The 22,293-nt window shown below is 67.5% G+C and carries 20 protein-coding genes and 1 tRNA gene; 13 read left to right on the top strand and 8 right to left on the bottom strand.

Translation table 11 applies throughout. The features are described from left to right. Nucleotides 1-67 precede the first annotated feature (67 nt). Entirely contained in the window at nucleotides 68-1,369 is a 1,302-nt protein-coding gene (locus B4L36_RS08120) for an NCS2 family permease (protein WP_292955158.1), read from the bottom strand. Nucleotides 1,370-1,585: 216 nt separating this feature from the next. Here B4L36_RS08120 and puuE point away from each other — a divergent pair, with 216 nt between their 5' ends. The 5 genes from puuE (at nucleotide 1,586) to B4L36_RS08095 (ending at nucleotide 6,932) form a co-directional block, all read left to right on the top strand. Then, nucleotides 1,586-2,992 (top strand): allantoinase PuuE, encoded by a 1,407-nt coding sequence (puuE, locus tag B4L36_RS08115; RefSeq protein WP_292955155.1) that lies wholly within the window; start codon nucleotides 1,586-1,588, stop codon nucleotides 2,990-2,992. Next, nucleotides 2,989-3,876, top strand: a complete 888-nt coding sequence (locus tag B4L36_RS08110; protein WP_292955152.1) for a bifunctional allantoicase/(S)-ureidoglycine aminohydrolase — start codon at nucleotides 2,989-2,991, stop codon at nucleotides 3,874-3,876. Before puuE ends, B4L36_RS08110 begins: the two co-directional genes overlap by 4 nt. Nucleotides 3,877-4,102: 226 nt before the next feature. Further along, entirely contained in the window at nucleotides 4,103-5,881 is a 1,779-nt protein-coding gene (locus B4L36_RS08105; protein ID WP_292955149.1) for an SLC13 family permease, read from the top strand. Nucleotides 5,882-6,040: 159 nt separating this feature from the next. Then, on the top strand, nucleotides 6,041-6,265 hold the full coding sequence (locus tag B4L36_RS08100; protein WP_292955146.1) for a DUF1127 domain-containing protein: 225 nt from the start codon (nucleotides 6,041-6,043) through the stop codon (nucleotides 6,263-6,265). A 187-nt stretch (nucleotides 6,266-6,452) separates the two neighbouring features. Then, the gene (locus B4L36_RS08095; protein ID WP_292955143.1) at nucleotides 6,453-6,932 is read left to right on the top strand and encodes a hypothetical protein; all 480 of its coding nucleotides are present in this window, start codon (nucleotides 6,453-6,455) and stop codon (nucleotides 6,930-6,932) included. A gap of 3 nt (nucleotides 6,933-6,935) precedes the next feature. On the opposite strand, the gene B4L36_RS08090 is transcribed toward B4L36_RS08095, so the two are convergent. The 3 genes from B4L36_RS08090 to B4L36_RS08080 all read right to left on the bottom strand — a co-directional run bounded on the left by B4L36_RS08090 (nucleotide 6,936) and on the right by B4L36_RS08080 (nucleotide 9,485). Then, on the bottom strand, nucleotides 6,936-7,844 hold the full coding sequence (locus B4L36_RS08090) for a DMT family transporter (RefSeq protein WP_292955140.1): 909 nt from the start codon (nucleotides 7,842-7,844) through the stop codon (nucleotides 6,936-6,938). Nucleotides 7,845-7,886: 42 nt separating this feature from the next. Beyond that, nucleotides 7,887-8,480: a LysE/ArgO family amino acid transporter gene (locus B4L36_RS08085; RefSeq protein ID WP_292955137.1), complete on the bottom strand. Its 594-nt coding sequence runs from the start codon at nucleotides 8,478-8,480 to the stop codon at nucleotides 7,887-7,889. Nucleotides 8,481-8,735: 255 nt separating this feature from the next. Then, nucleotides 8,736-9,485, bottom strand: a complete 750-nt coding sequence (locus B4L36_RS08080; RefSeq protein ID WP_292955134.1) for a YebC/PmpR family DNA-binding transcriptional regulator — start codon at nucleotides 9,483-9,485, stop codon at nucleotides 8,736-8,738. A gap of 153 nt (nucleotides 9,486-9,638) precedes the next feature. Between B4L36_RS08080 and B4L36_RS08075 the strand changes: the two genes are divergently transcribed. After that, nucleotides 9,639-11,420: an SLC13 family permease gene (locus tag B4L36_RS08075; RefSeq protein ID WP_292955131.1), complete on the top strand. Its 1,782-nt coding sequence runs from the start codon at nucleotides 9,639-9,641 to the stop codon at nucleotides 11,418-11,420. A 56-nt stretch (nucleotides 11,421-11,476) separates the two neighbouring features. Here the strand turns inward: B4L36_RS08075 and B4L36_RS08070 are convergent, their stop codons facing one another. After that, complete coding sequence (locus tag B4L36_RS08070) at nucleotides 11,477-12,289, bottom strand: TIGR00282 family metallophosphoesterase (protein ID WP_292955128.1); 813 nt, start codon at nucleotides 12,287-12,289, stop codon at nucleotides 11,477-11,479. A 79-nt stretch (nucleotides 12,290-12,368) separates the two neighbouring features. On the opposite strand from B4L36_RS08070, the gene B4L36_RS08065 reads away from it, so the two are divergent. The 3 genes from B4L36_RS08065 to B4L36_RS08055 all read left to right on the top strand — a co-directional run bounded on the left by B4L36_RS08065 (nucleotide 12,369) and on the right by B4L36_RS08055 (nucleotide 15,605). Further along, the gene (locus B4L36_RS08065; RefSeq protein WP_292955125.1) at nucleotides 12,369-13,313 is read left to right on the top strand and encodes a 2-dehydro-3-deoxygalactonokinase; all 945 of its coding nucleotides are present in this window, start codon (nucleotides 12,369-12,371) and stop codon (nucleotides 13,311-13,313) included. Between the two features lie 109 nt (nucleotides 13,314-13,422). Then, nucleotides 13,423-14,847 (top strand): dihydrolipoyl dehydrogenase, encoded by a 1,425-nt coding sequence (locus B4L36_RS08060; RefSeq protein ID WP_292955122.1) that lies wholly within the window; start codon nucleotides 13,423-13,425, stop codon nucleotides 14,845-14,847. A gap of 2 nt (nucleotides 14,848-14,849) precedes the next feature. Then, nucleotides 14,850-15,605 carry a hypothetical protein gene (locus tag B4L36_RS08055; protein ID WP_292955119.1) on the top strand — a complete coding sequence of 252 codons (756 nt, stop codon included), beginning with the start codon at nucleotides 14,850-14,852 and terminating at the stop codon, nucleotides 15,603-15,605. 5 nt (nucleotides 15,606-15,610) lie between these two features. Here the strand turns inward: B4L36_RS08055 and B4L36_RS08050 are convergent, their stop codons facing one another. Genes B4L36_RS08050 through B4L36_RS08040 form a run of 3 tightly spaced genes read right to left on the bottom strand, consistent with a single transcriptional unit; the run spans nucleotide 15,611 to nucleotide 17,276 of the window. Then, a complete protein-coding gene (locus B4L36_RS08050; protein WP_292955116.1) occupies nucleotides 15,611-15,994 on the bottom strand; it encodes a PaaI family thioesterase in 384 nt (127 codons plus the stop codon). A gap of 35 nt (nucleotides 15,995-16,029) precedes the next feature. Then, nucleotides 16,030-16,413: a cupin gene (locus tag B4L36_RS08045; RefSeq protein WP_292955113.1), complete on the bottom strand. Its 384-nt coding sequence runs from the start codon at nucleotides 16,411-16,413 to the stop codon at nucleotides 16,030-16,032. After that, nucleotides 16,410-17,276 carry an NAD(P)-dependent oxidoreductase gene (locus tag B4L36_RS08040; protein WP_292955110.1) on the bottom strand — a complete coding sequence of 289 codons (867 nt, stop codon included), beginning with the start codon at nucleotides 17,274-17,276 and terminating at the stop codon, nucleotides 16,410-16,412. The genes B4L36_RS08045 and B4L36_RS08040 overlap by 4 nt, the downstream gene beginning before the upstream one ends. A gap of 187 nt (nucleotides 17,277-17,463) precedes the next feature. Between B4L36_RS08040 and B4L36_RS08035 the strand changes: the two genes are divergently transcribed. The 4 genes from B4L36_RS08035 to B4L36_RS08020 form a co-directional block, all read left to right on the top strand. Next, complete coding sequence (locus B4L36_RS08035; RefSeq protein WP_292955107.1) at nucleotides 17,464-19,887, top strand: penicillin acylase family protein; 2,424 nt, start codon at nucleotides 17,464-17,466, stop codon at nucleotides 19,885-19,887. 223 nt (nucleotides 19,888-20,110) lie between these two features. Then, complete coding sequence (locus B4L36_RS08030) at nucleotides 20,111-20,605, top strand: GNAT family N-acetyltransferase (RefSeq protein ID WP_292955104.1); 495 nt, start codon at nucleotides 20,111-20,113, stop codon at nucleotides 20,603-20,605. A 182-nt stretch (nucleotides 20,606-20,787) separates the two neighbouring features. Continuing rightward, nucleotides 20,788-20,864, top strand: a tRNA-Arg gene (locus tag B4L36_RS08025). A 215-nt stretch (nucleotides 20,865-21,079) separates the two neighbouring features. Beyond that, the coding region (locus B4L36_RS08020; protein WP_292955101.1) for a hypothetical protein at nucleotides 21,080-22,293 on the top strand (1,214 nt) is incomplete at its 3' end.

Genomic DNA, 22,293 nt, shown 5'->3' with positions numbered 1-22,293 from the left:
GAAACGAGGGCGGCGTCCGGGCCCATTCCGGCCGGGCGCCGCCGATGGCCGCGATCCTTGTCCGGCCCTAGCCTTCGGGGAAGAAGGCAAAGCGGATCACGAACAGCCCCGCCACGATCCAGGTCGCCGCGTGAACCTCGCGCGCGCGGCCGGTCAGCAGCTTCAGCACCGCGTAGCTGACGAAGCCGAAAGCCAGGCCATTGGCAATGGAATAGGTGAAGGGCATGGCGATCGCGGTCAGCACGGCTGGCGCGCTTTCGGTGACATCGGTCCAGTCGATCTCGGCCAGTTCGCGCACCATCAGCGACGCGACATACAGCAATGCCGGCGCCGTCGCATAGGCCGGCACGGCCCCCGCCAGCGGCGCGAAGAACATCGCCAGCAGGAACAATCCCGCCACGACCAGCGCGGTCAGGCCGGTCCGCCCGCCCGCCGCGACGCCCGAGGCGCTTTCGGCATAGGCGGTGGTAGAGGACGTGCCCAGCATCGAACCGGCCAGGATAGCCGTCGAATCGGCCATCAGCGCCCGGCCCAGGTTCTTGTTGGTATGGGTCGGCCCCTCGACCAGCAGGCCGGCACGCTTGGCCACGCCGATCAGGGTGCCGGTGGCGTCGAAAATCTCGACCAGGACCATGACCAGGACGACATGGAATATCCCGAAGCTCAGTGCGCCCAGAAGGTCAAGCTGCATGAAGGTGGGCGCGATCGAGGGCGGCGTGGACATGATGCCGGTAAACTGGCTGACGCCCAGCAGGATCGAGGCGACGGTGACAAGCAGGATCCCGATCAGGATCGCGCCCGGAACCTTCAGTGCATCCAGTGCCGCGATGATGAAGAAGCCCGCGATGGTCAGCAGCGTGCCCGCCTGGGTCAGATCGCCCAGCGTCACGAAGGTCGCCGGGCTGGCCACCACGATACCCGAGGATTTCATCGCGATGATCGCCAGGAACAGCCCGATGCCGGCGGCGATGGCGCTGCGCATGGACACCGGAATCCCGCCGATCAGCCAGCGCCGGATCCCGGTCACCGACAGGAACAGGAAGATCAGGCCCGAGATGAAGACCGCGCCCAGGGCCTGCTGCCAGGTGAACCCCATCGCGCCGACGACGGTGAAGGCGAAGAAGGCGTTCAGCCCCATGCCCGGCGCCATGCCGATGGGCCAGTTGGCCCAAAGCCCCATGACCAGCGACCCGATCGCCGCGGCCAGGCAGGTTGCCACGAAGACCGCGTCGCGATCCATGCCGGTCGAGGACAGGATGTCGGGATTGACGAAGATGATATAGGCCATCGTCAGAAAGGTGGTCAGGCCCGCAATGATCTCGGTGCGGATATTGCTGCCGGTTTCGGTCAGCTTGAATAGTCGTTCCATGATGATCCTCCCCGCGGCTCTCCCCGCCGCCATCGACGCGGATTGTATGGGTCGGGGAAATGGCTTCACAATCGCGCCCGGCCCGCAAGTCTTTCAATGCGGGATTGAAAGCGCCGCGATCTTTGTCGATTTGTTGATACAGAATTTCGGACTTGCCGACTTGCCCGGCGCGGCCCGGACGGGTCTTGTGAAACCAGCCAAGGGAAGGACATCACGATGCGCTACAGCCGCGACCTGCGAGGATATGGCGAAACCCCACCCGATCCGCAATGGCCGGGCGGCGCGCGGATCGCGGTCCAGATCGTGATGAACTACGAAGAGGGCGGCGAGAACAGCATCGAGCACGGCGATGCCGCCTCCGAGGCCTTCCTGTCCGAGATCATCGGCGCCCAGGCCTGGCCCGGCCAGCGGCACTGGAACATGGAATCGATCTACGACTACGGTGCACGGGCCGGATTCTGGCGCCTGCACCGGATGCTGAAGGATCTGCCGATCACCGTCTACGGCGTCGCCACCGCGCTGGAACGCGCGCCCGAACAGGTCGCCGCCATGCAGGAGGCGGGCTGGGAGATCGCCACCCACGGGCTGAAATGGATCGACTACAAGGACGTCCCGCGCGAGGTCGAGGCCGATCACATCGCCCGGGCCGTCGACCTGCACAGGCGCATCACCGGGGAACGTCCCCTTGGCTTCTACCAGGGCCGCACCTCGATGAACACGGTCGCGCTTGGCTGCGAGGAAGGCGGCTTTGCCTATCTGGCCGACACCATCGCCGACGACCTGCCCTATTGGCATGTCCATCAGGAACGCCCGCAATTGATGGTGCCCTATACGATGGACGCCAACGACATGCGGTTCTCGTCGGGTCAGGGCTTCGGCACCGGGGTCGAGTTCTTCGATTACCTGCGCGACAGTTTCGACATTCTCTATGCCGAAGGTCAGGCCGGCGCGCCGAAGATGATGTCGATCGGCCTGCATTGCCGCCTTGCGGGGCGCCCGGGTCGGGCCATGGCGATCCGGCGCTTCCTCGATCACGCCCGCGCGCATGAGGGCGTGTGGTTCGCCACCCGCCTCGACATCGCGCGCCACTGGGCCGAGACCCATCCCTGGAAACCGCGCGAACGTCCCTCGCAGATGAGCCGCGACGCCTTCGTGCTGAAATTCGGCGGCATCTACGAACATTCCCCTTGGGTGGCCGAGCGTGTCCACCGCGCCGAGATGGGCGCGGTCCATGACAGCGCCCGCGGGCTGGCGCGGCGGATGGCGCAGATCTTTCGTTCGGCCGACGATCAGGCCCGCCTGGACGTGCTGAGGGCGCATCCGGACCTTGCCGGCAAGCTGGCGGCGGCGAAGAAGCTGACGGCGGAAAGCACCTCCGAACAGGCCAGCGCCGGGCTGGACAGCCTGACCGATGCCGAACGGGCCGAGTTCACGCGGCTGAACGACGCCTATGTCGCCAGGCACGGCTTTCCCTTCATCATCGCAGTGCGCGATTACGACAAGCCCGGCATCCAGGCCGCCATGCGGGCGCGGGTGGACAACAATACCGAAACCGAACGCGCCGAGGCCGAAAAACAGGTCATGCGCATCGCCGAACTTCGCCTGAAGGATCTTCTGCCATGAACCAGCCCCCGAAAGGTGCCCCCACCGGCGATCCGGCCACCATCGTCGAAGCGGATGTGTCCGGGCCCTATGCCGGCCCCGTCGCGGGCCTGCCGCCGCAGACCGGCCTGACCACCGACACGGCCGTCTTCACCGAGGCCTATGCCGTCATCCCCCGCACGGTGATGCGCGACATCGTGACCTCCTACCTGCCGGGATGGGACGGGATGCGGATGTGGATGCTGGCCCGGCCATTGTCCGGCTTTGCCGAGACGTTCAGCCAATATGTCGTCGAACTGGCCGAGGGCGGCGGCAGCGTCGCCCCCGATGACGATCCCGAAGTGCAGCACGCGGTCTTTGTCACCGGCGGCGAATTGCGCGTCACCATCGACGGTGCCGATCACCTGCTGAAACCGGGCGGCTTTGCCTATATCCCGGCGGGAACGCCATGGCGGGTGCGCAACGTGACGCCCGGCCCGACCGGCTTTCACTGGTGGCGCAAGCGGTGGCAGCCCTGTGCGGGACTCGACAGGCCCGATCCGATCATCGCGCGGGAACAGGATCTGCCGCCCTCGCCCATGCCTGATACCGACGGCGCCTGGGGCACGACGCGGTTCATGGATCCGGCCGATCTGCGCCACGACATGCACATCACGCTGGTCACGTTCAAACCCGGCGGCTCGATCCCCTTTGCCGAAACGCACGTGATGGAACACGGGCTGTTCGTGTTGGAGGGCAAGGCCGTCTATCGCCTGAACCGCGACTGGGTCGAGGTCGGCCCCGGCGACTTCATGTGGTTGCGCGCCTTCTGCCCGCAGGCCTGCTATGCGGGCGGGCCGGGGCGGTTCCGCTATCTTCTCTACAAGGACGTGAACCGTCACGCGGGATTGTGGCCGAATCGTTGATCGGTCACCGGGCCGGAAGCGCGCCAGGGCGTCCGCAGGCCGGATCCGGGCCAGGCGGATGATGGCGGCGAAGGGTCCCGCGGGCCGCCCGCCTGGCGCCGCGACGCCCGCGACCCTGACCGGCGCCGATCCAGGCAGCCGCGCGACGGCCCGCTTGCGGCACGGCGCGGAATAGGATCAATATGCGCCGACTGGCCGGTTCCCCGGTGCGGGATGCGAGACATGAATGTTCGGATTTGAACTGACCGGAACAGCCTCGGCGATCGTCACGATCCTGATCATCGCGGGCATGTTGACGCTGTTCATCCGCGAAACCTACCCGCCCGAAGTGACCGCGATTCTGGGCGCGGTGGTGCTGCTGGGCCTTGGAATCCTGGGCAAGGACGACGCGGCCGAGGTGCTGGCCAACCCCGCGCCCTGGACCATTGCCTTCATGTTCATCATCGTCGGCGGGCTGGTCAGGACCGGGGCGCTGGACTGGATCGGTCAGCGCGCGGCGCGCCACGCGGGCGCGCGTCCGATGATGACGCTGGGCCTTGTCTCTTGCCTGGTCTGCGCCATGTCGGCCTTTGTCAACAACACGCCGCTGGTCGTGGTGATGATGCCGATCTTCATGCAGTTGGCGAAGGAAATGGGAAAATCCCCCTCGAAGCTGCTGATCCCGCTGTCCTATCTGTCGATCCTGGGCGGCACGATGACGATGATCGGCACCTCGACCAACCTGCTGGTGGACGGCGTGGCCCGCAATTCCGGAATGGCGCCCTTCTCGATCTTCGAGATCGCGCCGGTCGGCCTGCCAATGGCGGTCGTGGGCATCACCTATCTGCTGATCTTCGCCCCACGCCTGCTGCCGGACCGCGATTCGATGTCGCAACTGATGTCGGGCCGCACGAAGATGAAGTTCTTCACCGAGGTCGCGATCCCCGAAGATTCCGCCGTGATCGGCAAGGCGCTGGACGAGATCGACATCTTCACCCGCGACACGGCCCGCGTGATCGATGTCCTGCGCGGCGATGCCTCGCTGCGGCGCGATCTGACCTCGGTCCGGCTCGAGGCCGGAGACCGTGTTGTCCTGCGCACCCCCATGTCCGAGGTTCTGGGGCTTCAGGGCCACAAGGATCTGCGCATGGTGGACAAGCTGAGTTCCGTCCAGACCTCGACCGTCGAGGTGCTGATCACGCCCGGCTGCCGCATGGTCGGGCGCAGCCTCGGCTCGATGCGGCTGCGCCGGCGCTATGGCGTCTATGTGCTGGCCGTCCATCGCAAAAGCCAGAACATCGGCCGGCAGCTGGATGATCTGGTCGTGCGTGTCGGCGATACGCTGCTGCTGGAAGGCGCGACCGAGGATATCCAGCGGCTGGCCAGCGACATGGAGATGGTCGAGGTCAACATCCCCTCGGATCGCGCCTATCGCCGCCGGCACGCGCCGATCGTGGTCGCAACCCTGGCCGCCGTGGTGATCCTGTCGGCCTTCGAGGTGGCGCCGATCCTGTTGCTGGCCTTTCTCGGCGTGGCCGTGGTGCTGGGCACGCGCTGCATCGACGCCGACGAGGCATTGGGCTTTGTCGATGGCCGGCTGATGGCGCTGATCTTTGCCATGCTGGCGGTGGGAACGGGTCTCGAGAATTCCGGCGCGGTGGAACTGATCGTTCGCTCCGTGGCGCCCTGGCTGGCCGACATCCCGCCCTGGGGTCTGGTCCTCGCCGTCTACATGCTGTCGACGGCGCTGACCGAGACGGTGACGAACAATGCCGTCGCCGTCATCGTCACGCCGGTCGCGATCTCGCTGGGCCAGCAGCTCGGCGTCGATCCGCGACCGCTGGTCGTGGCGGTGATGATGGGCGCTTCGGCCAGTTTCGCGACGCCGATCGGCTATCAGACCAACACGCTGGTCTACGGGCCGGGCGGCTATCGCTTTTCGGATTTCATCCGCGTGGGCCTGCCGCTGAACCTGCTGATGGCGGTGACGGCCTCGGCGGTGATCCCGATCTTCTGGCCGCTTTGACGGCGAACCGGACCCGGCGGCGCCGCGCGCCATCGGAGGCCGCAAGCCCTTGAAGCACTTGCAATGCTGCCATGCAGCATTGACGGTTGCGTCAACGGCCCCGAGATCCGACCTTGGTCGCAGGGAGGAAACGGCTTTGTCTGACAAAGGAGTTTCCACATGGCCACCACCGCAATCAATGACCGCAAGACCCCGGCTGCAATCCTGTCGGCGCTGGCGGCGCCCTTCGCAGCCTTCGGCCGGCTCATGGTCCAACTGGCCGAAGCCAATCCCCGGATGCAGGCGCTGGAACGCCTGAACCGCGTCAGCGACGCGGAACTGGCGGCCCGTGGCCTGACCCGCGACGGCGAGATCCGCCGGATCATGGGCGTTTCCGGCTTCTGAACACCGCGCCAACGTCCCCGTCGAGCGCCCCCTCGGGTCAGAGCGGGGTCTGGCGGGGGCGGTCAAGTCGGCGCGGATGCGGTCGGCCCCGCGTCCGATCACGTCCGTTCCCGGCTTCGTGCGGCGGCGGAACGGCGCCGGCGTGGGGCGGGTTTACCCGCTGTTCCAGATGCCGAAAGGTTCAGTCATGACCCGTCTTCTGATCGCAGCCCTTGTCGCCGCCATCGCCGCGCCGGTTCTGGCCGCGAAGCCCGCGGACCGGTTCATCGACGATCGCTCATCGCCTGCGCGCGTGATCACCTCGCTCTACAACGCCATCGACCGGCACGAATATCTCCGCGCCTGGAGCTATTTCGCCGAAGACGGCGCGCCCGACTACGCGACGTTCCGCGACGGCTACACGGGAACCGGGACCGTCGCCCTGCGCATAGGCGAGGTGCGATCCGAGGGGACCGCGGGCGCGATCCATTCCCGCGTTCCCGTCGCCATCGAGGCGACCGACACGGCGGGCGGCAAGACGGTGTTCACCGGATGCTACCGGCTGACCCAGGTCCAGCCCGGCGTGCAGGACACACCGCCCTACCGGCCGATCCGCATCGACGGAGGCAGGCTGGAGAAAAGCGGGCAGAGTTTCGGACAGGCGATGGGTCTTTGCGAGACGCCCTGAGCCTCAGGCCTTGGTGGCGTTGACGGGCGGCGTCTGCGTTCTGGCGCGACGCTGCGCCTCGCGCCAGGTGATATAGGTGATCGCGCCGATCATCATCCCGCCACCCAGAATCACCCATCCGTCCAGCGGTTCGTGGAAGACGAAGACGCCCAGCAGGCTGGCCCAGATCAGTTGCAGGAAGGTGACGGGCTGGGTGACGGCCAGCGGCGCGGCGGCGAAGGCGCGGGTCATCGTGTAATGGCCCGCCGTGGCAAACCCCGCGACCAGCGCCAGCCAGCCGATCTGGCCCGGCGTCGGCGGCACCCAGACCGCCCAGGCGATCGGCGCCAGCCCGACCGAGACGGTCAGCGACAGAACCGCCACGACGGTTGCGGCGGGCACCTGTCCCGACAGCCGTTTGGCCAGCAGATAGGAGGTTCCGAAGGCCACCGCTGCGCCGACCTGCGACAGATGGCCCGGATCCAGCGGCCGCAGCCCAGGCCGCAGCACGATCAGCGCGCCCAGAAAGGCTACCGCGATGGCCGCGATCCGCCGGCCGGCCAGCGTCTCGCCCAGAAACAGCGCCGCACCGATGGTCACCATGATCGGGTTGAGAAAGCCGATGGCCGTGGCCTCGGCCACGGTGATCCGGGACATGGCGTAGAACCACATGATCACCGCCATCAGGTGCAGCCCGCCACGCAGCGCGAACAGGCGCCAGACAGGAACCGAAAATCCCTGCCGCAGGGCCCCGACCAGCACCGGCGCCAGAAAGACCAGCCCGAAGACGAAGCGAATGAAGGCTGCCTGAGGCGCCGGCAGCGCGCCGCCAAGGCCGCGCACGATGCCGTTGACCGCGACGAAACAGGCCCCGGTCGCCAGCATCCAGCCGATGCCGATCAGGTCCCGGCGCGTATCACGGTCAATTTGCATATCCTGCAACTGCCGGGTTTGACGCCCTCGCGCAAGGCCCAATCAGCCAAGCGCCAGCCGAAGGGCGATGACCCACATCACCACGCCGACCCCGGCCTCCAGCCAGCGCCAAGAGGACGGCCGCGCGAAGACCGGGACCAGCAGCCGCGCGCCATAGCCCAGCCCGAAGAAGAACAGCACCGACCCCGTCATCGCACCCAGGGCGAACCCCACGGCCGAGGGCCATTGCGCCGAAATCGCCCCCAGCAGCACCACCGTATCCAGCCAGACATGGGGATTGAGCCATGTCAGCGCCGCGATCGTGGCCAGGGTCGCCGTCAGCGAGGCCCGTTTTCCTTCTGGGCGCAGACCCTCGCCGCCGCGCAGCGCCGCCGCGAAAGAGCGCGCGCCATAGACGATCAGGAAGGCCACGCCGCCCCATTTCATCGCCACCAGCAGCCAGGGCGCGGCCAGCGCGATACTGGTCATGCCGGCGACGCCGAGGGCGATCAGCAGCGCATCCGAGACCGCGCAGAACAGGCAGACGGCAAAGACGTGATGCCGCAGCAATCCCTGTTTCAGAACGAAGGCGTTCTGCGCACCGATGGCGAGGATCAGGGACAGCCCGGTGCCCAGTCCGGCGGCGAAAGACAACATGGCAGGTTCCTGTGAAAGCCGGCCGGTCGGAGACCGGAATGGGACCGGGCCGGGCATGGCCCGCCCCGGTCGCTGCCGCTGGGCCTCAGCGCGCGCGTTGCGCGCGCGCCCGGCGCATAGGCCACCTGGGGCGCGCGGATGACGGGCGCGAACCACGGCCCCCTTCCAGCGACCCTGCCAGGGACCGCCGGATGCCCCCCGGCGATCCGCGCCGACACCGGCCACGGCGGTCGCCGTCACCGCCGGGCGCAGCAATCATCCCTCCAGCCGGGTTGCCACCTCATCGGAGAAATCGAAATTGCCGGTGACGTTCTGCACGTCGTCATCGTCTTCCAGGGTCTCGATCAGCTTCATCAGCTTCTGTGCCGTTTCCATATCGGCGATCTCGGTCGGTGCCTGCGGCTTCCAGATCAGCTTCGCCGTCTCGGATTCGCCCAAGGCCGCTTCCAGCGCCGTCGCGACATCGTTCAGGTCATTTCCCGTGCAGTAGATCCAGTGCCCCTCGTCATCGCTTTCGACATCCTCGGCCCCGGCCTCGATCGCGGCCAGCATCACCCTGTCGGCATCGCCGACCGAGGCCGGATACATGATCTCTCCCACCCGGTCGAACATGAAGCTGACCGAGCCGGTCTGGCCCAGATCACCGCCCGACTTGGTGAAATAGCTGCGCACATTCGAGGCGGTGCGGTTACGGTTGTCGGTCATCGCCTCGACCACCAGTGCAATTCCGTCGGGACCGTATCCCTCGTAGCGGATTTCCTCGTAATTGTCGGCATCGCCGCCCTGCGATTTCCTGATCGCGCGGTCGATCACGTCCTTGGGAACCGAATTCGCCTTGGCCTCCTTCACCGCAAGCCGCAGCCGCGGGTTCTTGTCGGGGTCGGGATCGCCCATCTTGGCGGCGACGGTGATTTCCTTGGAAAGCTTGGAGAACAGCTTCGAGCGGGCGGCGTCCTGCCGGCCCTTGCGATGCTGGATATTGGCCCATTTGGAATGACCTGCCATTGTCGGTCGTCCTTCGCATGTCTGGTAGAATCCGGATCGCGCCGCTTTTAGTCCAGCACCGCGCCCCATCGCAAGACGAACCGGCGGCGGGGCGCGGGCGTTGAGCGCGCAGAAACAGCGGCGCGTCGGGAAACGGCGGCCAGAGGGGGTGACATGACCTATCAGCAGATCGTCCTGTTTTCACTGCTGGCCGCGATCATGGTGTTGATGTTCTGGGGACGCTGGCGCCACGACATCGTGGCTTTCGCCGGGCTGATGGCGGCGGTGATTCTGGGCGTGGTGCCGCAGGAGATGGCGTTTTCGGGTTTCGGCAATCCGACGACGCTGATCGTGGCACTGGTTCTGGTGGCGACCGCGGGCCTGACCCGCTCCGGTGCGGTGTCGCGGCTGACGCGGCTTCTGTCGGCGCGCGACCGCGGCGTGACCGCCCATATCGCGCTGTTCGGCGGCGTCGGCGGCTTTCTGTCCGGCTTCATGAACAATATCGCGGCGCTGGCCATGCTGATGCCCATCGACATGCAAGCGGCGCGCAAATCCGGCCGGGCGGCGGGGATGACGCTGATGCCGCTGGCCTTCGCGACCATCCTTGGCGGGATGCTGACGCTGATCGGCACGCCGCCGAACCTGATCGTGTCCAGCTTTCGCGCCGATGCCCTGGGACAGCCCTATCGGATGTTCGACTTCCTTCCCGTGGGCGGCGCGGTGGCGCTGGCGGGCATCGCCTTCATCGCGCTGTTCGGCTGGCGCCTGATTCCGGGCCGGCACCGCGAAGGCCGCGGCGGCGCCACCGCCGAGCGGCCGCGCCGCTATATCGCGAAGATGGTCGTGACCGAAACCAGTTCGGTTCGCGGAAAGACCGTCGCCGAAGCGCGCCGCGAGGCACAGGAGGTCGGCATCCGCATCGTCGGGGTGTCACGTCACGGCCATACGATCAGCGGCCGGATCGAGGATCACGGGATCGAGCCCATGGACGTGCTGGTGCTGCGGGGCGATCCGCCGGCGCTGGACGAATACCGCTCGATCGCCAAGCTGGCCTTTCCCGATGGCCGCATCGAGCCACGCGCCCGCGCCGACACCGAGGGCCAGCATCTGATCGAATGCCTGGTGCCGGTCGGCGCGGCGATTTCCGGACGGACCGGGCAATCCTTCGGCCTCGTCAACCGCTATGACAGCGTTCTGATCGGGATGCGCCGGCGCGGCATCGCCCTGCGCGATGCCCTGCCCCGCCAAGAGATCGCGGCAGGCGACATGCTGCTGCTGCTGGTTCCCGAAAGCCGCACCAACGAGGTGCTGCTGTCGGCCGGCGTGGTGCGCCTGGATGGCGGCAGCCTGCCGGTCCAGCGCGAGGGTCACATGCTGACCGCCGTCGGGCTTTTCGCCGCCGCCGTCATCGCCACCAGTTTCGGAGTGATCTCGATGCCGATCGCGCTTGGCGTGGTGGTGATCGCCTATGTCCTGTTCGGCGTGCTGTCGGTGGGCGAGCTTTACGACCATGTGGACTGGCCGGTCATCGTGCTGCTGGGGGCGATGATCCCGCTGGGCCTGGCGCTGGACCAGACCGGCGGCACCGCGCTGATCGCCGGCGGGATCGTCGCCTTGACCCAGGGCTATCCCGCCTGGATCGCGCTGAGCCTGCTGATGATCGTCACCATGCTGCTGTCGGCAGTGCTGAACAACAACGCCACCACGATCATCGCCGCGCCGATCAGCATCCGCCTGGCCGAACAGCTGAGCGTGCAGCCCGACGCTTTCCTGATGGGCATCTCGATCGCCGCCTCCTGCGCCTTTCTGACGCCGATCGGGCATCAGAACAACACGCTGATCCTGGGGCCGGGCGATTACCGGTTCGGCGATTACTGGCGGCTGGGACTGCCGCTGGAGGTGATCGTCATGGCGGTCTCGGTGCCCATGCTGCTGATCGTCTGGCCCCTGTGAACGGCTCCGGGCACGCGCGGCGGGCGGACCGGTGCCGTCGCGCCGACATCGGGGGCCTAGGGGTGGGTCTGCATCAGCCGGCCGCCCTCGCGCACCGGCTCGATCGCGGTGGCAAGGCCGGTGCGGTCGTCGGTCGCGACCAGAACGCCCGACAGCGTGGCTTCGCCCTCGGCCGGGGAAAAGCGGTCGCGCGTCATGCCGGTCACGAAGCGGCGCAGGGGTTCGGTCTTCTCCATACCGATGATGCTGTCGTAATCGCCGCACATCCCGGCATCCGACTGATAGGCGGTGCCGCGCGGCAGGATCTGTGCGTCGGCGGTGGGAACATGCGTGTGGGTGCCCACGACAAGGCTTGTGCGACCGTCGCAGAAATGGCCTATTCCCATCTTTTCGCTGGTCGCCTCGGCATGGATGTCCACGATGGCCGCGCAAACCATGCCCCCCGGGGGATGCGCCCTCAGCACCGTGTCCAGCGCCGAGAACGGATCGTCATAGGGCCGCGACATGAAGACCTGCCCAAGCGCCTGCGCGACCAGAACCTTGCGCCCGCGCCGGTCCTCGACCACGGCGTGACCGCGCCCCGGCGCCTCTCGGGCATAGTTCAGCGGCCGGATGATGCGCGGCTCGCGTTCGACATAGCTCAGCAAATCCTTCTGGTCGAAGGCGTGATCGCCCAGCGTCAGACAATCCGCGCCCGAATCCAGCAGCAATTGCGCATGGCCCGCCGTGACGCCGCGCCCGCCGCTGGCATTTTCGGCGTTCACCACGACCAGATCGGCTTTCAGACGTTCCCGCAGCGGCGCCAGCCTTTCGCCGATCGCACGCCGGCCGCTCCGGCCCATCACATCGCCCAGAAAGAGGATTCGCATGGAAATCGTGACTAGATGAAAGATCCCGCCCTCTCAAGCGTGTCGCCGCGCTTTCTGGACAGCGGCGGGCGAAATCGCCATGCTGCGCGCGCTTGCCGAGACGGAGACGATGATGCCCATGCCTGACTGGATCGCCGCAGATTGGGGAACCACGCATCTGCGGGTCTGGACCATGGACGGCCAGGGCCGGGTGCTGGATCGTATCCGCAGCGACAGCGGCATGGGCCAGATCGGGCCGGGCGACTACGAATCCACATTGCTGGGCCTGATCGGATCGTCGCTGCCGGCCGCAAGCCGGGTCCCGGTCATCTGCTGCGGCATGGCCGGTGCCCGGCAAGGCTGGGTCGAGGCGCCCTATCGCGCGGTTCCCTGCCCGCCCGGCACGATCGCCGACGCGGCGCGACCCTCGCCCGGCGATCCGCGCCTGCGGGTATTCATCCTGCCCGGCCTGTCCCAGGCCGGCCCTGCCGACGTGATGCGCGGGGAAGAAACCCAGATCGCGGGCTATCTTGCCGCCCATCCCGGTTTCGACGGCGTGTTGTGCCTGCCCGGCACGCATAGCAAATGGGTTCATGTCAGCGCCGGCGAGGTCGTCAGCTTTCGCAGCTTCATGACCGGCGAAATCTTCGCGCTGCTGTCGCGACATTCGGTGCTGCGCCATTCCGTCGGCTCCGCCGGCCACGATTCGGGCGCCTTCGCGGATGCGGTCGCCCATGCCATGTCGCGGCCGGCGGCGATTGCCTCGGACCTGTTCTCGCTGCGGGCGCAATCCCTGCTGACGGGGCTGGCGCCGGTTGTCGCGCGATCACGTCTGTCCGGTCTGCTGATCGGGATCGAACTTGCCGCCGCCCGGCCCTATTGGCTGGGTCAGGACGTGGCGATCGTCGCATCGGATTCGCCGGGCGATGCCTATGCCGAGGCGCTGCTTGCGCAGGGCGCGGCCCCGCACCGGGCGGATGCCGAAGAGATGACGCTGAACGGTCTCCGCGCCGCCTGGACTGCGCTGCGCGCGACCGGCGGCTAAGCCGCCTCGCCGCGATCCCGCTCCGGCCGGGCCTGCAAGCCCACCGACGCTGCGAGGAACCCCGACGCGCCGGGCTTGTTCTGTCTGGGTGGACAGGAAAGGAACGGGGATGGGCGAGACAGGCAGCGGCAACGATCTGCGATGCGACGTGGCCGTGATCGGCGCGGGCACGGCCGGCATTTCGGCCGAACGCGCGGCCCGGAAGGCGGGGGCGAAAACCCTGCTGATCGACCCCTATTTCGCGGGCACGGTCTGCGCCAGTGTCGGCTGCATGCCATCGAAGCTGCTGATCGCCGCAGCCCATGCCGCCCATGACCTGCGTCGCGCCGAGGTCTTCGGGATCGAGGTTCCGCCCGCGCGGATCGATGGCGGCAAGGTGATGCAGCGGGTCCGCGACCTGCGCGACGATTTCGTCGCCGGGGTGAAACGCGGTTTTGACCGGCTGCCGCCCGGAACCTGCATCCGCGCCAGCGCGCGGTTCGACGGTCCGAAAAGCTTGCGACTGGACGACGGCCGACGGATCGAGGCGGGCGCGATCGTCATCACCACGGGGGCCTTTCCGCTGGTGCCGGGGCCATTCACGGGTCTCGGCGATCGGCTGCTGACCAATCGCACCGTGTTCGACCTGCCCGACCTGCCGGACAGGCTGGCTGTGATCGGCGCGGGTCCGATCGGGCTGGAACTGGCTCAGGCCTTCGGCCGGCTGGGCGTTTCCGTCACGTTGTTCGATCAGGGCCGCCGCCTGGGCCGGATCCGCTGCGACCGGGTGCATCGGGTGCTGCGCGACTCGCTGTCGCGCGACGTGGACCTGAAGCTGGGCTGCAAGGTCATCCCCGAGGCGCGCGACGAGGCGATCCATCTGCGCTGGAGCGGCGATCACGATGGCGAGGCTGATTTCGATCACGTCCTGCTGGCGACGGGCCGCCCGCCCGCGCTGGCCGGGCTGGACCTTGACCGGGCGGGTCTGGCGCTGGACGATGACGGTGTGCCGGTGTTCGACCGAAACACGATGCAATGCGGCGACGGGCCGGTCTTCATCGCAGGTGATGTCAATGCCGATGTCGCGATCCTGCACGAAGCCGCGGCCGAGGGCGGCATCGCGGGCAGCAACGCGGCCGCCTTCCCCTCGGTCGGCCCGGTGCGGCGAAACCATGGCTTCATGCTGATCTTCACCGATCCACCCACCGCCACCATCGGCGCGGGTCCCGATCAGGCCGGATTGTCGGGCCTTTCGGATTATGCCGATCAGGGCCGCGCCCGCGTCGAGGCGCGGGCCGAGGGCGTCGTGCGGATCAATGCCGATGTCCGGGGCAAGCTGATCGGCGCGGATCTGTGCGCGCCGGGGGGCGAACATCTGGCGCATCTGCTGGCATGGGCGATCGAAGCGGGAAACCCGGCGCAAGCCCTGCTGGGAAACCCCTTCTATCACCCGACTCTGGAAGAAGGGATGCGACCGGCGCTGCGCCAGATATGCAAGGCGGCCCGGATCGACGTGCCGTTCAGCCGCGATCCCGGCGATCCGCCGGGGCGCTGACAATGGAACGGCTGATCGATCTGGGCAATGGCTTCTGGAACATTCGCGGCGATTTGCGGCTGTTCGGCCTGCTCAACGTGGGCACCCAGGCCTCTCTGGTGCGGCTGCGCTCGGGGCGCTTCGTGGCGCTGGATTCCTGTGCCATGGACATGCCGACCCGCGACAGGGTGATGGCCCTGACCGATGGCGGCGCGGCGGTCGAGGCGATCCTGAACCTGCATCCCTTCCACACGCTGCACTGTGCCACGATGGCGCAGATGTTTCCGCAAGCGCGGCTTTACGGATCCCGGCGTCATTGGCGCAAATGGCCCGATCTGCCCTGGCAGGACCAGCCGGTCGAAAGCGCCGATCTTGCGGCACGCCTTGCCGGCGAGCTGGATTTCTCGTTGCCCGAGGGGATCGACTATATCTGTGCGGATCAGCGCGTCCATGCCGGATCGCTGCTGGCCTTCCATCCCGCCAGCGGCACGGTCCATGTCGATGATACGCTGAACGTGCTGCCGCTGCCCGAATGGCTGCGCCGGACCATGGGCCTGCCGCGCCTGACCTTTCATCCGACCCTGCTTCGGGCCCTGCAGGACCGCCCCGGTGCCGCGGACGATTTTCGCCGCTGGGCCCGCGGCATCGGCGCCGACTGGGCCGAGACGCGGACGGTCTGCGCCGCCCATTCCGGGATCCTGCATCTCGGGCCGCAAAGCTTTGCCGATGCGGTCGAGGCAGCGCTGGCGCGGGTCGAGCCGGGCCTGAACCGCACCTGACGACCCTATCCGCCGGTCTGGTGCGTCGAGGTCAGATCAAGCAGAACCTGGTCGGATTCGTCCGTCACCAGCGTGCGCACGGTCGAAACCCGGGGGCCGCGGCGCAACCAGAACGCCCTGGCCGTCACCACCCCCTCGCAACGGTTGGACAGCACCTGGGCATTCAGCGTGACGGCGACGGGCATGCTGTCGCCGCCCTCGGTCACCTGCTCTTCGCCGACGACCAGATTGGTCGCGATCACATCGGCAAACCAGACCAGCGCGCCGGCATGAATCGTGCCGAAGGAGTTCATGATTCCCGGCTGGATCGCCATTTCGCCCAGGGCCTCGGTATCGCTGACAGAGAGAATGTCGAATTCGATCTGGCCGACGAGGGATTTGTAAGACAATGACAAACTTCCTTCTTTACCTCCGCCCGGCGCCGTCAGCCGAAAACCGGGTCGGTCTTCCATTTCGGCAGCGGGCAGGGCTCGCCCTCGCCCCGTTGCATGTCGGGCCGCCCGCCGCCCGGATAGGCGCCGACAACGGCAAAGCCGGCCTCAGCGTCAAGCCGCTTGTGGGCCAGCCCGGCGGGGATGATGACAACATCGCCCGCGGACAACGTGACCCTTTGTCCCGCCTCGCCGCCCAGAAGCAGAATGGCCCTGCCCGCATAACAGCCCAGCACCTCGTGCGTGGTGAGGTGATAATGATGCCAGTCGAACACGCCGTCGCGCCAGCTTCCGGTCCAGCCGTGCAGGGCGAAACGCCGCTCGAACCATTCCGGTTGCGGATCGTCGCAGACGGCCCGGTGCAGGACCGGTTTCACCGGGTCAGACGGGCGATCAGGGCCGAGGTGTCCCAGCGGCCGCCGCCCATGCCCTGAACCTCCTTGTAGAACTGGTCGATCAGCGCCGTGACCGGCAGCGATGCGCCCACCTCATCCGCCGCCGACAGGCAGATCGCCAGATCCTTGCGCATCCAGTCCACGGCGAAGCCATGATCGAATTCGCCCGCATCCATGGTCTTGTGGCGGTTCTCCATCTGCCAGCTACCGGCGGCACCCTGCGAGATGACTTCGACCACCCGGCCGACCTCGAGGCCGGATTTCTTCGCGAAGGCCAGCGATTCGGACAGCGCCTGGACCAGCCCGGCGATGGCGATCTGGTTGCACATCTTCGTGATCTGGCCCGCCCCGACATCGCCCATCAGACGGCAAATCTTGGCATAGGCGTCGATCACCGGCGCGGCGCGGTCGAAATCGGCCTGCGCGCCGCCGCACATCACCGACAATTTGCCATTCTCGGCCCCCGCCTGCCCGCCCGAGATCGGCGCGTCCACGTAGCCGATCCCGGCCGCCGCGGCCAGTGCGGCCAGATCCCGCGTGACAGCCGCCGAGACGGTGGTGTGATCGACGAAGACCGCGCCCTTGGCCATGCCGGCAAAGGCGCCGTCATCGCCAAGGCAGATCGCGCGCAGGTCGTCGTCATTGCCGACGCAGGCCATCACGAAATCGGCGCCTTCGGCCGCCTCGCGGGGGCTGGGCGCGCTGGCGCCGCCATGCCTGGCCACCCATTCCTTCGCGCGGGATGCCGTGCGGTTGTAAACCGTCACCTCGTGGCCCGCCGCCTTCAGATGCCCCGCCATCGGGCCGCCCATCACGCCCAGTCCCAGAAATGCCACTTTCGCCATCGCGCCGATCCTCCGCTGTTGCCTTGCGCCGACAGGGGCCGGGCCTTCTTTGGCGCCGGCCCAACCCCGCGTTGAAATGCCCGCGCGGCTGTCCTATGCAGCAACCCACCACCCCCGCGCGTCCCGGTCAAGCCGGCCGATGCGCCCGAAGAACAGGCGCCGCGCCGCACATGGAATTCCGCCCGAGATGCTGACCCTGTTCCGCTGGCTGCTGAGGCTGACGATTGCGCTGATCGTCGTGCTGGTGCTGGCCGTGGTGCTGGCGTGGTATTTCTTCGTCCGCTCGTTGCCAGACTACGACGCGACGCTGACCGTCAGCGGCATTTCGGCCCCGGTCGAGATCGTGCGTTCGACCGAAGACGTGCCCAACATCTTCGGGCAGACCGACGAGGATGTGTTCTTCGCCCTGGGCCTGGCCCATGCCCAGGACCGGCTGTTCCAGATGACCCTGCTGCGCCGCGCGGCCCAGGGCCGGCTGTCCGAAGTTTATGGCGCGGGCGCCTTTGCCGCCGACGATCTGGCGCGGCGGCTGGAAATCTATCGCAGCGCCGCCGCCTCGCTCGAGGCGCAGGACGAGGCCACCCGATCCGCGCTGGAAGCCTATGCGGCGGGCGTCAATCAGTGGATCGCCAAGGTGAATGACGGCGCGCTTGGCCGGGGCGCGCCGGAATTCTTTCTGGTGCCGCAGGACATCGCCTATTGGCAGCCCGCCGATTCCCTTGCGATCCTGAAACTTCTGGCCGCCGCGACGACCGATGCCGCGGCCGAAGAGATCCTGCGCGCCCGGCTGTCGCTGGCCGATCCCGATCGTGGCCCCGAGGTGCTGACCGGCGAGGCCGAACCCCGCGCCCTGCCCCGATACCGCGATCTGTTTCCCGGCCTGGCCATGCCCGCGCCCGAGAAGCTGTCGCAGCCGGCCGGCCTGCGCGACGTGGCCGGTTTCCTGCGGCCCGGGGCGGGTCTGGGCGGCAACGGCTTCGCCGCGGCATCGGGACGAACCGCCGCCGGCGGCGCGCTGCTGGCCAATGATCTGGATATTCCGCTGATCGCGCCATCGCTCTATTATCTGGCGCGGCTGCAACTGACCTCGGGCGGGGTGATCGGCGCGACGATACCGGGGATGCCGGTGGTCCTGTCGGGACGCAATCCGCAGCTGGCCTGGGGGATCTCGCCCGCGCCGGTGGACGACGCCGATATCGCGATGGAGGAGGTCCAGCCCGGCAATCCGAACCGCTATCGCGGCCCTGACGGCTGGACCGATTTCCGCACCCGGACCGAGGTGATCCGGGTGCTGGACGAATCCGATCGCCCGATCACGTTACGCTGGACCGATAATGGTCCGCTGGTGCCGGCGCTGGATCCGGGGCTGCGCAGCGTGACGCCCCAGGGCTACGTCGCGGCCCTGCGCTGGACCGGCTCGGTGCGCGACGACAGCACCATGTCGGCACTGATCGGACTGATGCGGGCGACCGATATCGACAGCGCCGCGACCGCCATGCGCCGCACCGTCGCGCCCGCGATGAACGTGACTCTGGCCGATCCGAAACGGGTGCGCCAGGTCACGGTGGGCGCCCTGCCGCGTCGCGCCACGGATCATCCGACCGGCGGCCAGATGCCGGTGCCGGGCTGGCTGCGCGCGGGTCAGTGGCAGGGAGTCGACGAATCCGGGCCGGGCAAGGCGGTGGCTCCTTCGCGCGATGCGGTCGTGATCGCGACCGGGGAACGCGGCCCGCTTGCCCTGCGCCGGGCCCGTCTGGGGCGCCTGCTTGACGACCGGGAAATCCATTCCCGCGACAGCTTCATCGCCGCGCAGCTGGACGTGGTCAGCCCCGCGGCGCGGGCGCTGCTGCCTCTGGTCGGGGCCGATCTGTGGTTCACCGGCGATCCCGCCGCCGCCGGCACGCCCGAGCGGCAGAGGCAGGACGCGCTGAACCTGCTGGCCGAATGGGATGGCTCGATGAGCGAACACCTGCCCGAGCCGCTGATCTATACCGCCTGGATGCAGGCCCTGCAGGATCGTCTGATCCGCGACGAGATCGGTCCGCTGGCCGAGGACATCACCCGCCTGTATCCGGGTTTCATCGATGCCGTGTTCCGGAATACAGGCGGCGCGGCGCGCTGGTGCGACGTGGTGCAAAGCGCGCCCATCGAGGATTGCACGACCATCGCGCGGCAGGCGCTGGACAGCGCAATCCTGGATCTGAGTCAGCGTTTCGGTCCCGATGTGGCAAGCTGGCGGTGGGGGGACGCGCATCAGGGCCGGCAGATTCACCCCGGCCTCGGCTATCTTCCGGCGCTTGGCTGGGTGGTGAACCTGACGCAATCGCTGTCGGGCGGCGATTTCACCGTCTCGCGCACCGGCTTGCTGGGCGGGGCCGAACGACCCTACGAGGCGGTGTCGGGTCCGGGCTATCGCGGCGTCTATGATCTGGCCGATCCGGATTCCTCGGTCTTCATCCTGTCAACCGGGCAATCGGGACACCCGCTGTCGCGCCACTACGACGATCTGGCCGATCTGTGGCGGCGTGGCGAGTATATCGGCATGTCGCTTGATCCGGAACTGGCGCGCGCAGCTGCGACAGGCGTGACGCGGCTGGAACCGGCGCGCTGAACCGCCGCCCGGTCGCCGGCGGCGGGCGGCCGGGGGCGCGTCGCCCCCCGGACCCCCCGAAGGTATTTGGAAAGAGTGCGAGGATCGGCGCGATCGCCCCGGCTTGCGCGGTATCTCGTTTCACATTCCGCCGATGATCGCAGCCAGGGCAAGACACCTTTCAGTCGATCCGGACATCGCATATCGGTGTTCTCGACCAGATCAAAGGCACGGGGAGCAAGCGTTGAACGAGTCACATCCTTGTTCGTCTGACGGGGCGGACCTGACCATCGCCGTCGAAAACCCCCTGGCCGCGGATCTGGCGCCCCTGTTTCGGCGCCACTGGGCCGAGATGCATGCCGACACCCCACCCGAATCGAACCACGCCCTGCCGCGAGAGGGTCTGGCCGTTCCCGAGATCGCCTTCTTCGTCGCCCGCCGGAACGGATTTGCGGTCGCGATGGGCGCGCTGAAGCGGTTGTGCAACGGCCATGCCGAGATCAAGTCGATGCATGTTCTGGCCGAATATCGCGGCGCCGGTCTGTCGCGGCTTCTTCTGGTGCACATGATCGATCATGCAAGGCGCGATGGTCTGACGCAGCTGTCGCTGGAAACCGGTGCGCAGGCATCTTTCGCCGCGGCGCGGGCGTTGTATGGCCGCGCGGGTTTTTCCATCTGCCCGCCTTTCGGAGCCTATCGCGAGGATCCCAACAGCGTTTTCATGACGCTGGCATTGTGACCCCTCGGTCGTGGACGGGCATTTGGCAAGCCGCCTTGCCGATACGGCATCCGGCCATCCGGATCGGGCGGCCGGGCGGGCGCCGCGGGCTTGCCGGATTTCGCCCGGCGATCAGAAATCGGACGCGCGACACCGACGCCCTGCGTTGCGGACCGGTATTCCAGCCGCTATCAAGGCGGCACGGCCCCGTAGCTCAACTGGATAGAGCAAGCGCCTTCTAAGCGCTAGGTTCCGGGTTCAAGTCCTGGCGGGGTCACCAGGCACCGAATGGCGGACTGGCGTGCCGGAATCTCAATCCGGCGCGCAAGGGAAAGCTTCGGTGACGAGGCCAGCCTGGACACCGCCGCGCGGGCCTGACAGATCCGTTGCCGGAAACCGTTGGATACCGGGCTTTTCATCCTCGGGTTGATCACAGGTCGTGGCAGGTGCTAAGCGCCGATGATAGATCGGCCCAATCCGTGAGCGAACTGATTCATGAACCCACCCATTTCGGATCAAGGCGATGACGGAGAGACAACGGTGATCTTTCCGGTGACGCCGGGCGATGTCCTGGAAATTCGCCTTCTGCTTCAGTCCGTCGAACCTGAAGGTGCTGGTCGCGCGCTTGGCAGGGCGAAGGTATCGGTCCGGTTTCTGGATTCGCGCAAGCGCGTGATCGATCCCTATCTCGCCACCGGCGCCATCGTGGTGGACCTGCCGGAATCGGTCGAAGTCCTTCCATCCGGCCCTCGAACCGATGCCGGCGATGCGGCTGCCACCGCCATCTGGTATCTTCCCGCGCCTCCCGATGCTGTCTCGCTTCGCATCGGAGGATGGGCGGACACGGCAAGACTGCGTTCGGCACGAGTGCTCGAATCCGCGATCGACTGGGGCCGCGAGGCGGGCCGGCGCGCGTCGAGCCTGCAGACCCGCTATAGCCGCCAGAGAGAGCGGCTTATTCGCCGCCTCTTCCCCGAAACAACGGAAGAGGTGATCGCCCTCGCCTGCCATGCCGGTGCCGCGCAGATGGCTGCGCTGCAAAGCCATTTCAAGCCGGGTGGCGATTGGGCACCGGTGCTGTCGTCGATCGCCGCCGCCGAATGGCAGGCCGAGGCGCAAACGCGACGAGAGCGTCTTCGAGCCCAGGGCGACAACGCGCCGCGCATCGGCTTTATCGGCTCGGAGCGCGGCTTCGAACGGCTTTCCTGGCTGACCGAGACGATCTGGCTGCGCGAGGCGGAATATCTCGATCAGTTCCGCTATCTCGACCTGGAGATCGTGGTGGTCGAGGCTGCGGCGACCGGGGGCGGCTCCGGTGAGGGTGGGGAATGGAACCAGGCCTTCGCCAGTCTGACAGGCGATCTTCCCGAACGCGGCTCCGCCTTTTTCGATGCCGCCCGCGACGCTGGCGTTCCGGTGCATCTCTGGGCGACCGGCAGCGCTGACGGCGCGCCCGCATGGCGGGGCGCCATGCGGGTCGCAGATCGCGTCATCGTCGAGGGGACCGAGGAAGAATGGGCGGCGTTCCGGCCCGACCACGTCATCCGACGCGCGACCGAGCCTGCCGCCTGTTCGCTTGCGGCGCTGGACGAACGCAAGCCCGATCTCCTGCTTGTGCCGACGGCTTCCGACGCTTATCAGTTTCCCGCTTTTCGCGCGCTGATCGACCAGCCGACCCTCTACAACGGAGTTCTTGCGGAATACCGCTA

The sequence above is a fragment of the Paracoccus sp. UBA889 genome (assembly GCA_002294185.1).
In the GTDB taxonomy this organism is placed as follows: Bacteria; Pseudomonadota; Alphaproteobacteria; order Rhodobacterales; family Rhodobacteraceae; genus Paracoccus.
The sequence above is the reverse complement of the archived record's forward strand: the minus strand, read 5'-3'. Positions and strand labels throughout refer to the sequence as shown.

Excerpts from the sequence above, each read along its gene's own strand:
- B4L36_RS08055 (WP_292955119.1), top strand. The coding sequence starts at position 14,850 with ATGGAACGGCTGATCGATCTGGGCAATGGCTTCTGGAACATTCGCGGC.
- B4L36_RS08110 (WP_292955152.1), top strand. The coding sequence starts at position 2,989 with ATGAACCAGCCCCCGAAAGGTGCCCCCACCGGCGATCCGGCCACCATC.
- B4L36_RS08100 (WP_292955146.1), top strand. The coding sequence starts at position 6,041 with ATGGCCACCACCGCAATCAATGACCGCAAGACCCCGGCTGCAATCCTG.
- B4L36_RS08085 (WP_292955137.1), bottom strand. The coding sequence starts at position 8,480 with ATGTTGTCTTTCGCCGCCGGACTGGGCACCGGGCTGTCCCTGATCCTC.
- B4L36_RS08065 (WP_292955125.1), top strand. The coding sequence starts at position 12,369 with ATGCTGCGCGCGCTTGCCGAGACGGAGACGATGATGCCCATGCCTGAC.
- B4L36_RS08120 (WP_292955158.1), bottom strand. The coding sequence starts at position 1,369 with ATGGAACGACTATTCAAGCTGACCGAAACCGGCAGCAATATCCGCACC.
- puuE (WP_292955155.1), top strand. The coding sequence starts at position 1,586 with ATGCGCTACAGCCGCGACCTGCGAGGATATGGCGAAACCCCACCCGAT.
- B4L36_RS08035 (WP_292955107.1), top strand. The coding sequence starts at position 17,464 with ATGCTGACCCTGTTCCGCTGGCTGCTGAGGCTGACGATTGCGCTGATC.
- B4L36_RS08060 (WP_292955122.1), top strand. The coding sequence starts at position 13,423 with ATGGGCGAGACAGGCAGCGGCAACGATCTGCGATGCGACGTGGCCGTG.
- B4L36_RS08090 (WP_292955140.1), bottom strand. The coding sequence starts at position 7,844 with ATGCAAATTGACCGTGATACGCGCCGGGACCTGATCGGCATCGGCTGG.
- B4L36_RS08040 (WP_292955110.1), bottom strand. The coding sequence starts at position 17,276 with ATGGCGAAAGTGGCATTTCTGGGACTGGGCGTGATGGGCGGCCCGATG.
- B4L36_RS08105 (WP_292955149.1), top strand. The coding sequence starts at position 4,103 with ATGTTCGGATTTGAACTGACCGGAACAGCCTCGGCGATCGTCACGATC.
- B4L36_RS08095 (WP_292955143.1), top strand. The coding sequence starts at position 6,453 with ATGACCCGTCTTCTGATCGCAGCCCTTGTCGCCGCCATCGCCGCGCCG.
- B4L36_RS08070 (WP_292955128.1), bottom strand. The coding sequence starts at position 12,289 with ATGCGAATCCTCTTTCTGGGCGATGTGATGGGCCGGAGCGGCCGGCGT.
- B4L36_RS08075 (WP_292955131.1), top strand. The coding sequence starts at position 9,639 with ATGACCTATCAGCAGATCGTCCTGTTTTCACTGCTGGCCGCGATCATG.
- B4L36_RS08080 (WP_292955134.1), bottom strand. The coding sequence starts at position 9,485 with ATGGCAGGTCATTCCAAATGGGCCAATATCCAGCATCGCAAGGGCCGG.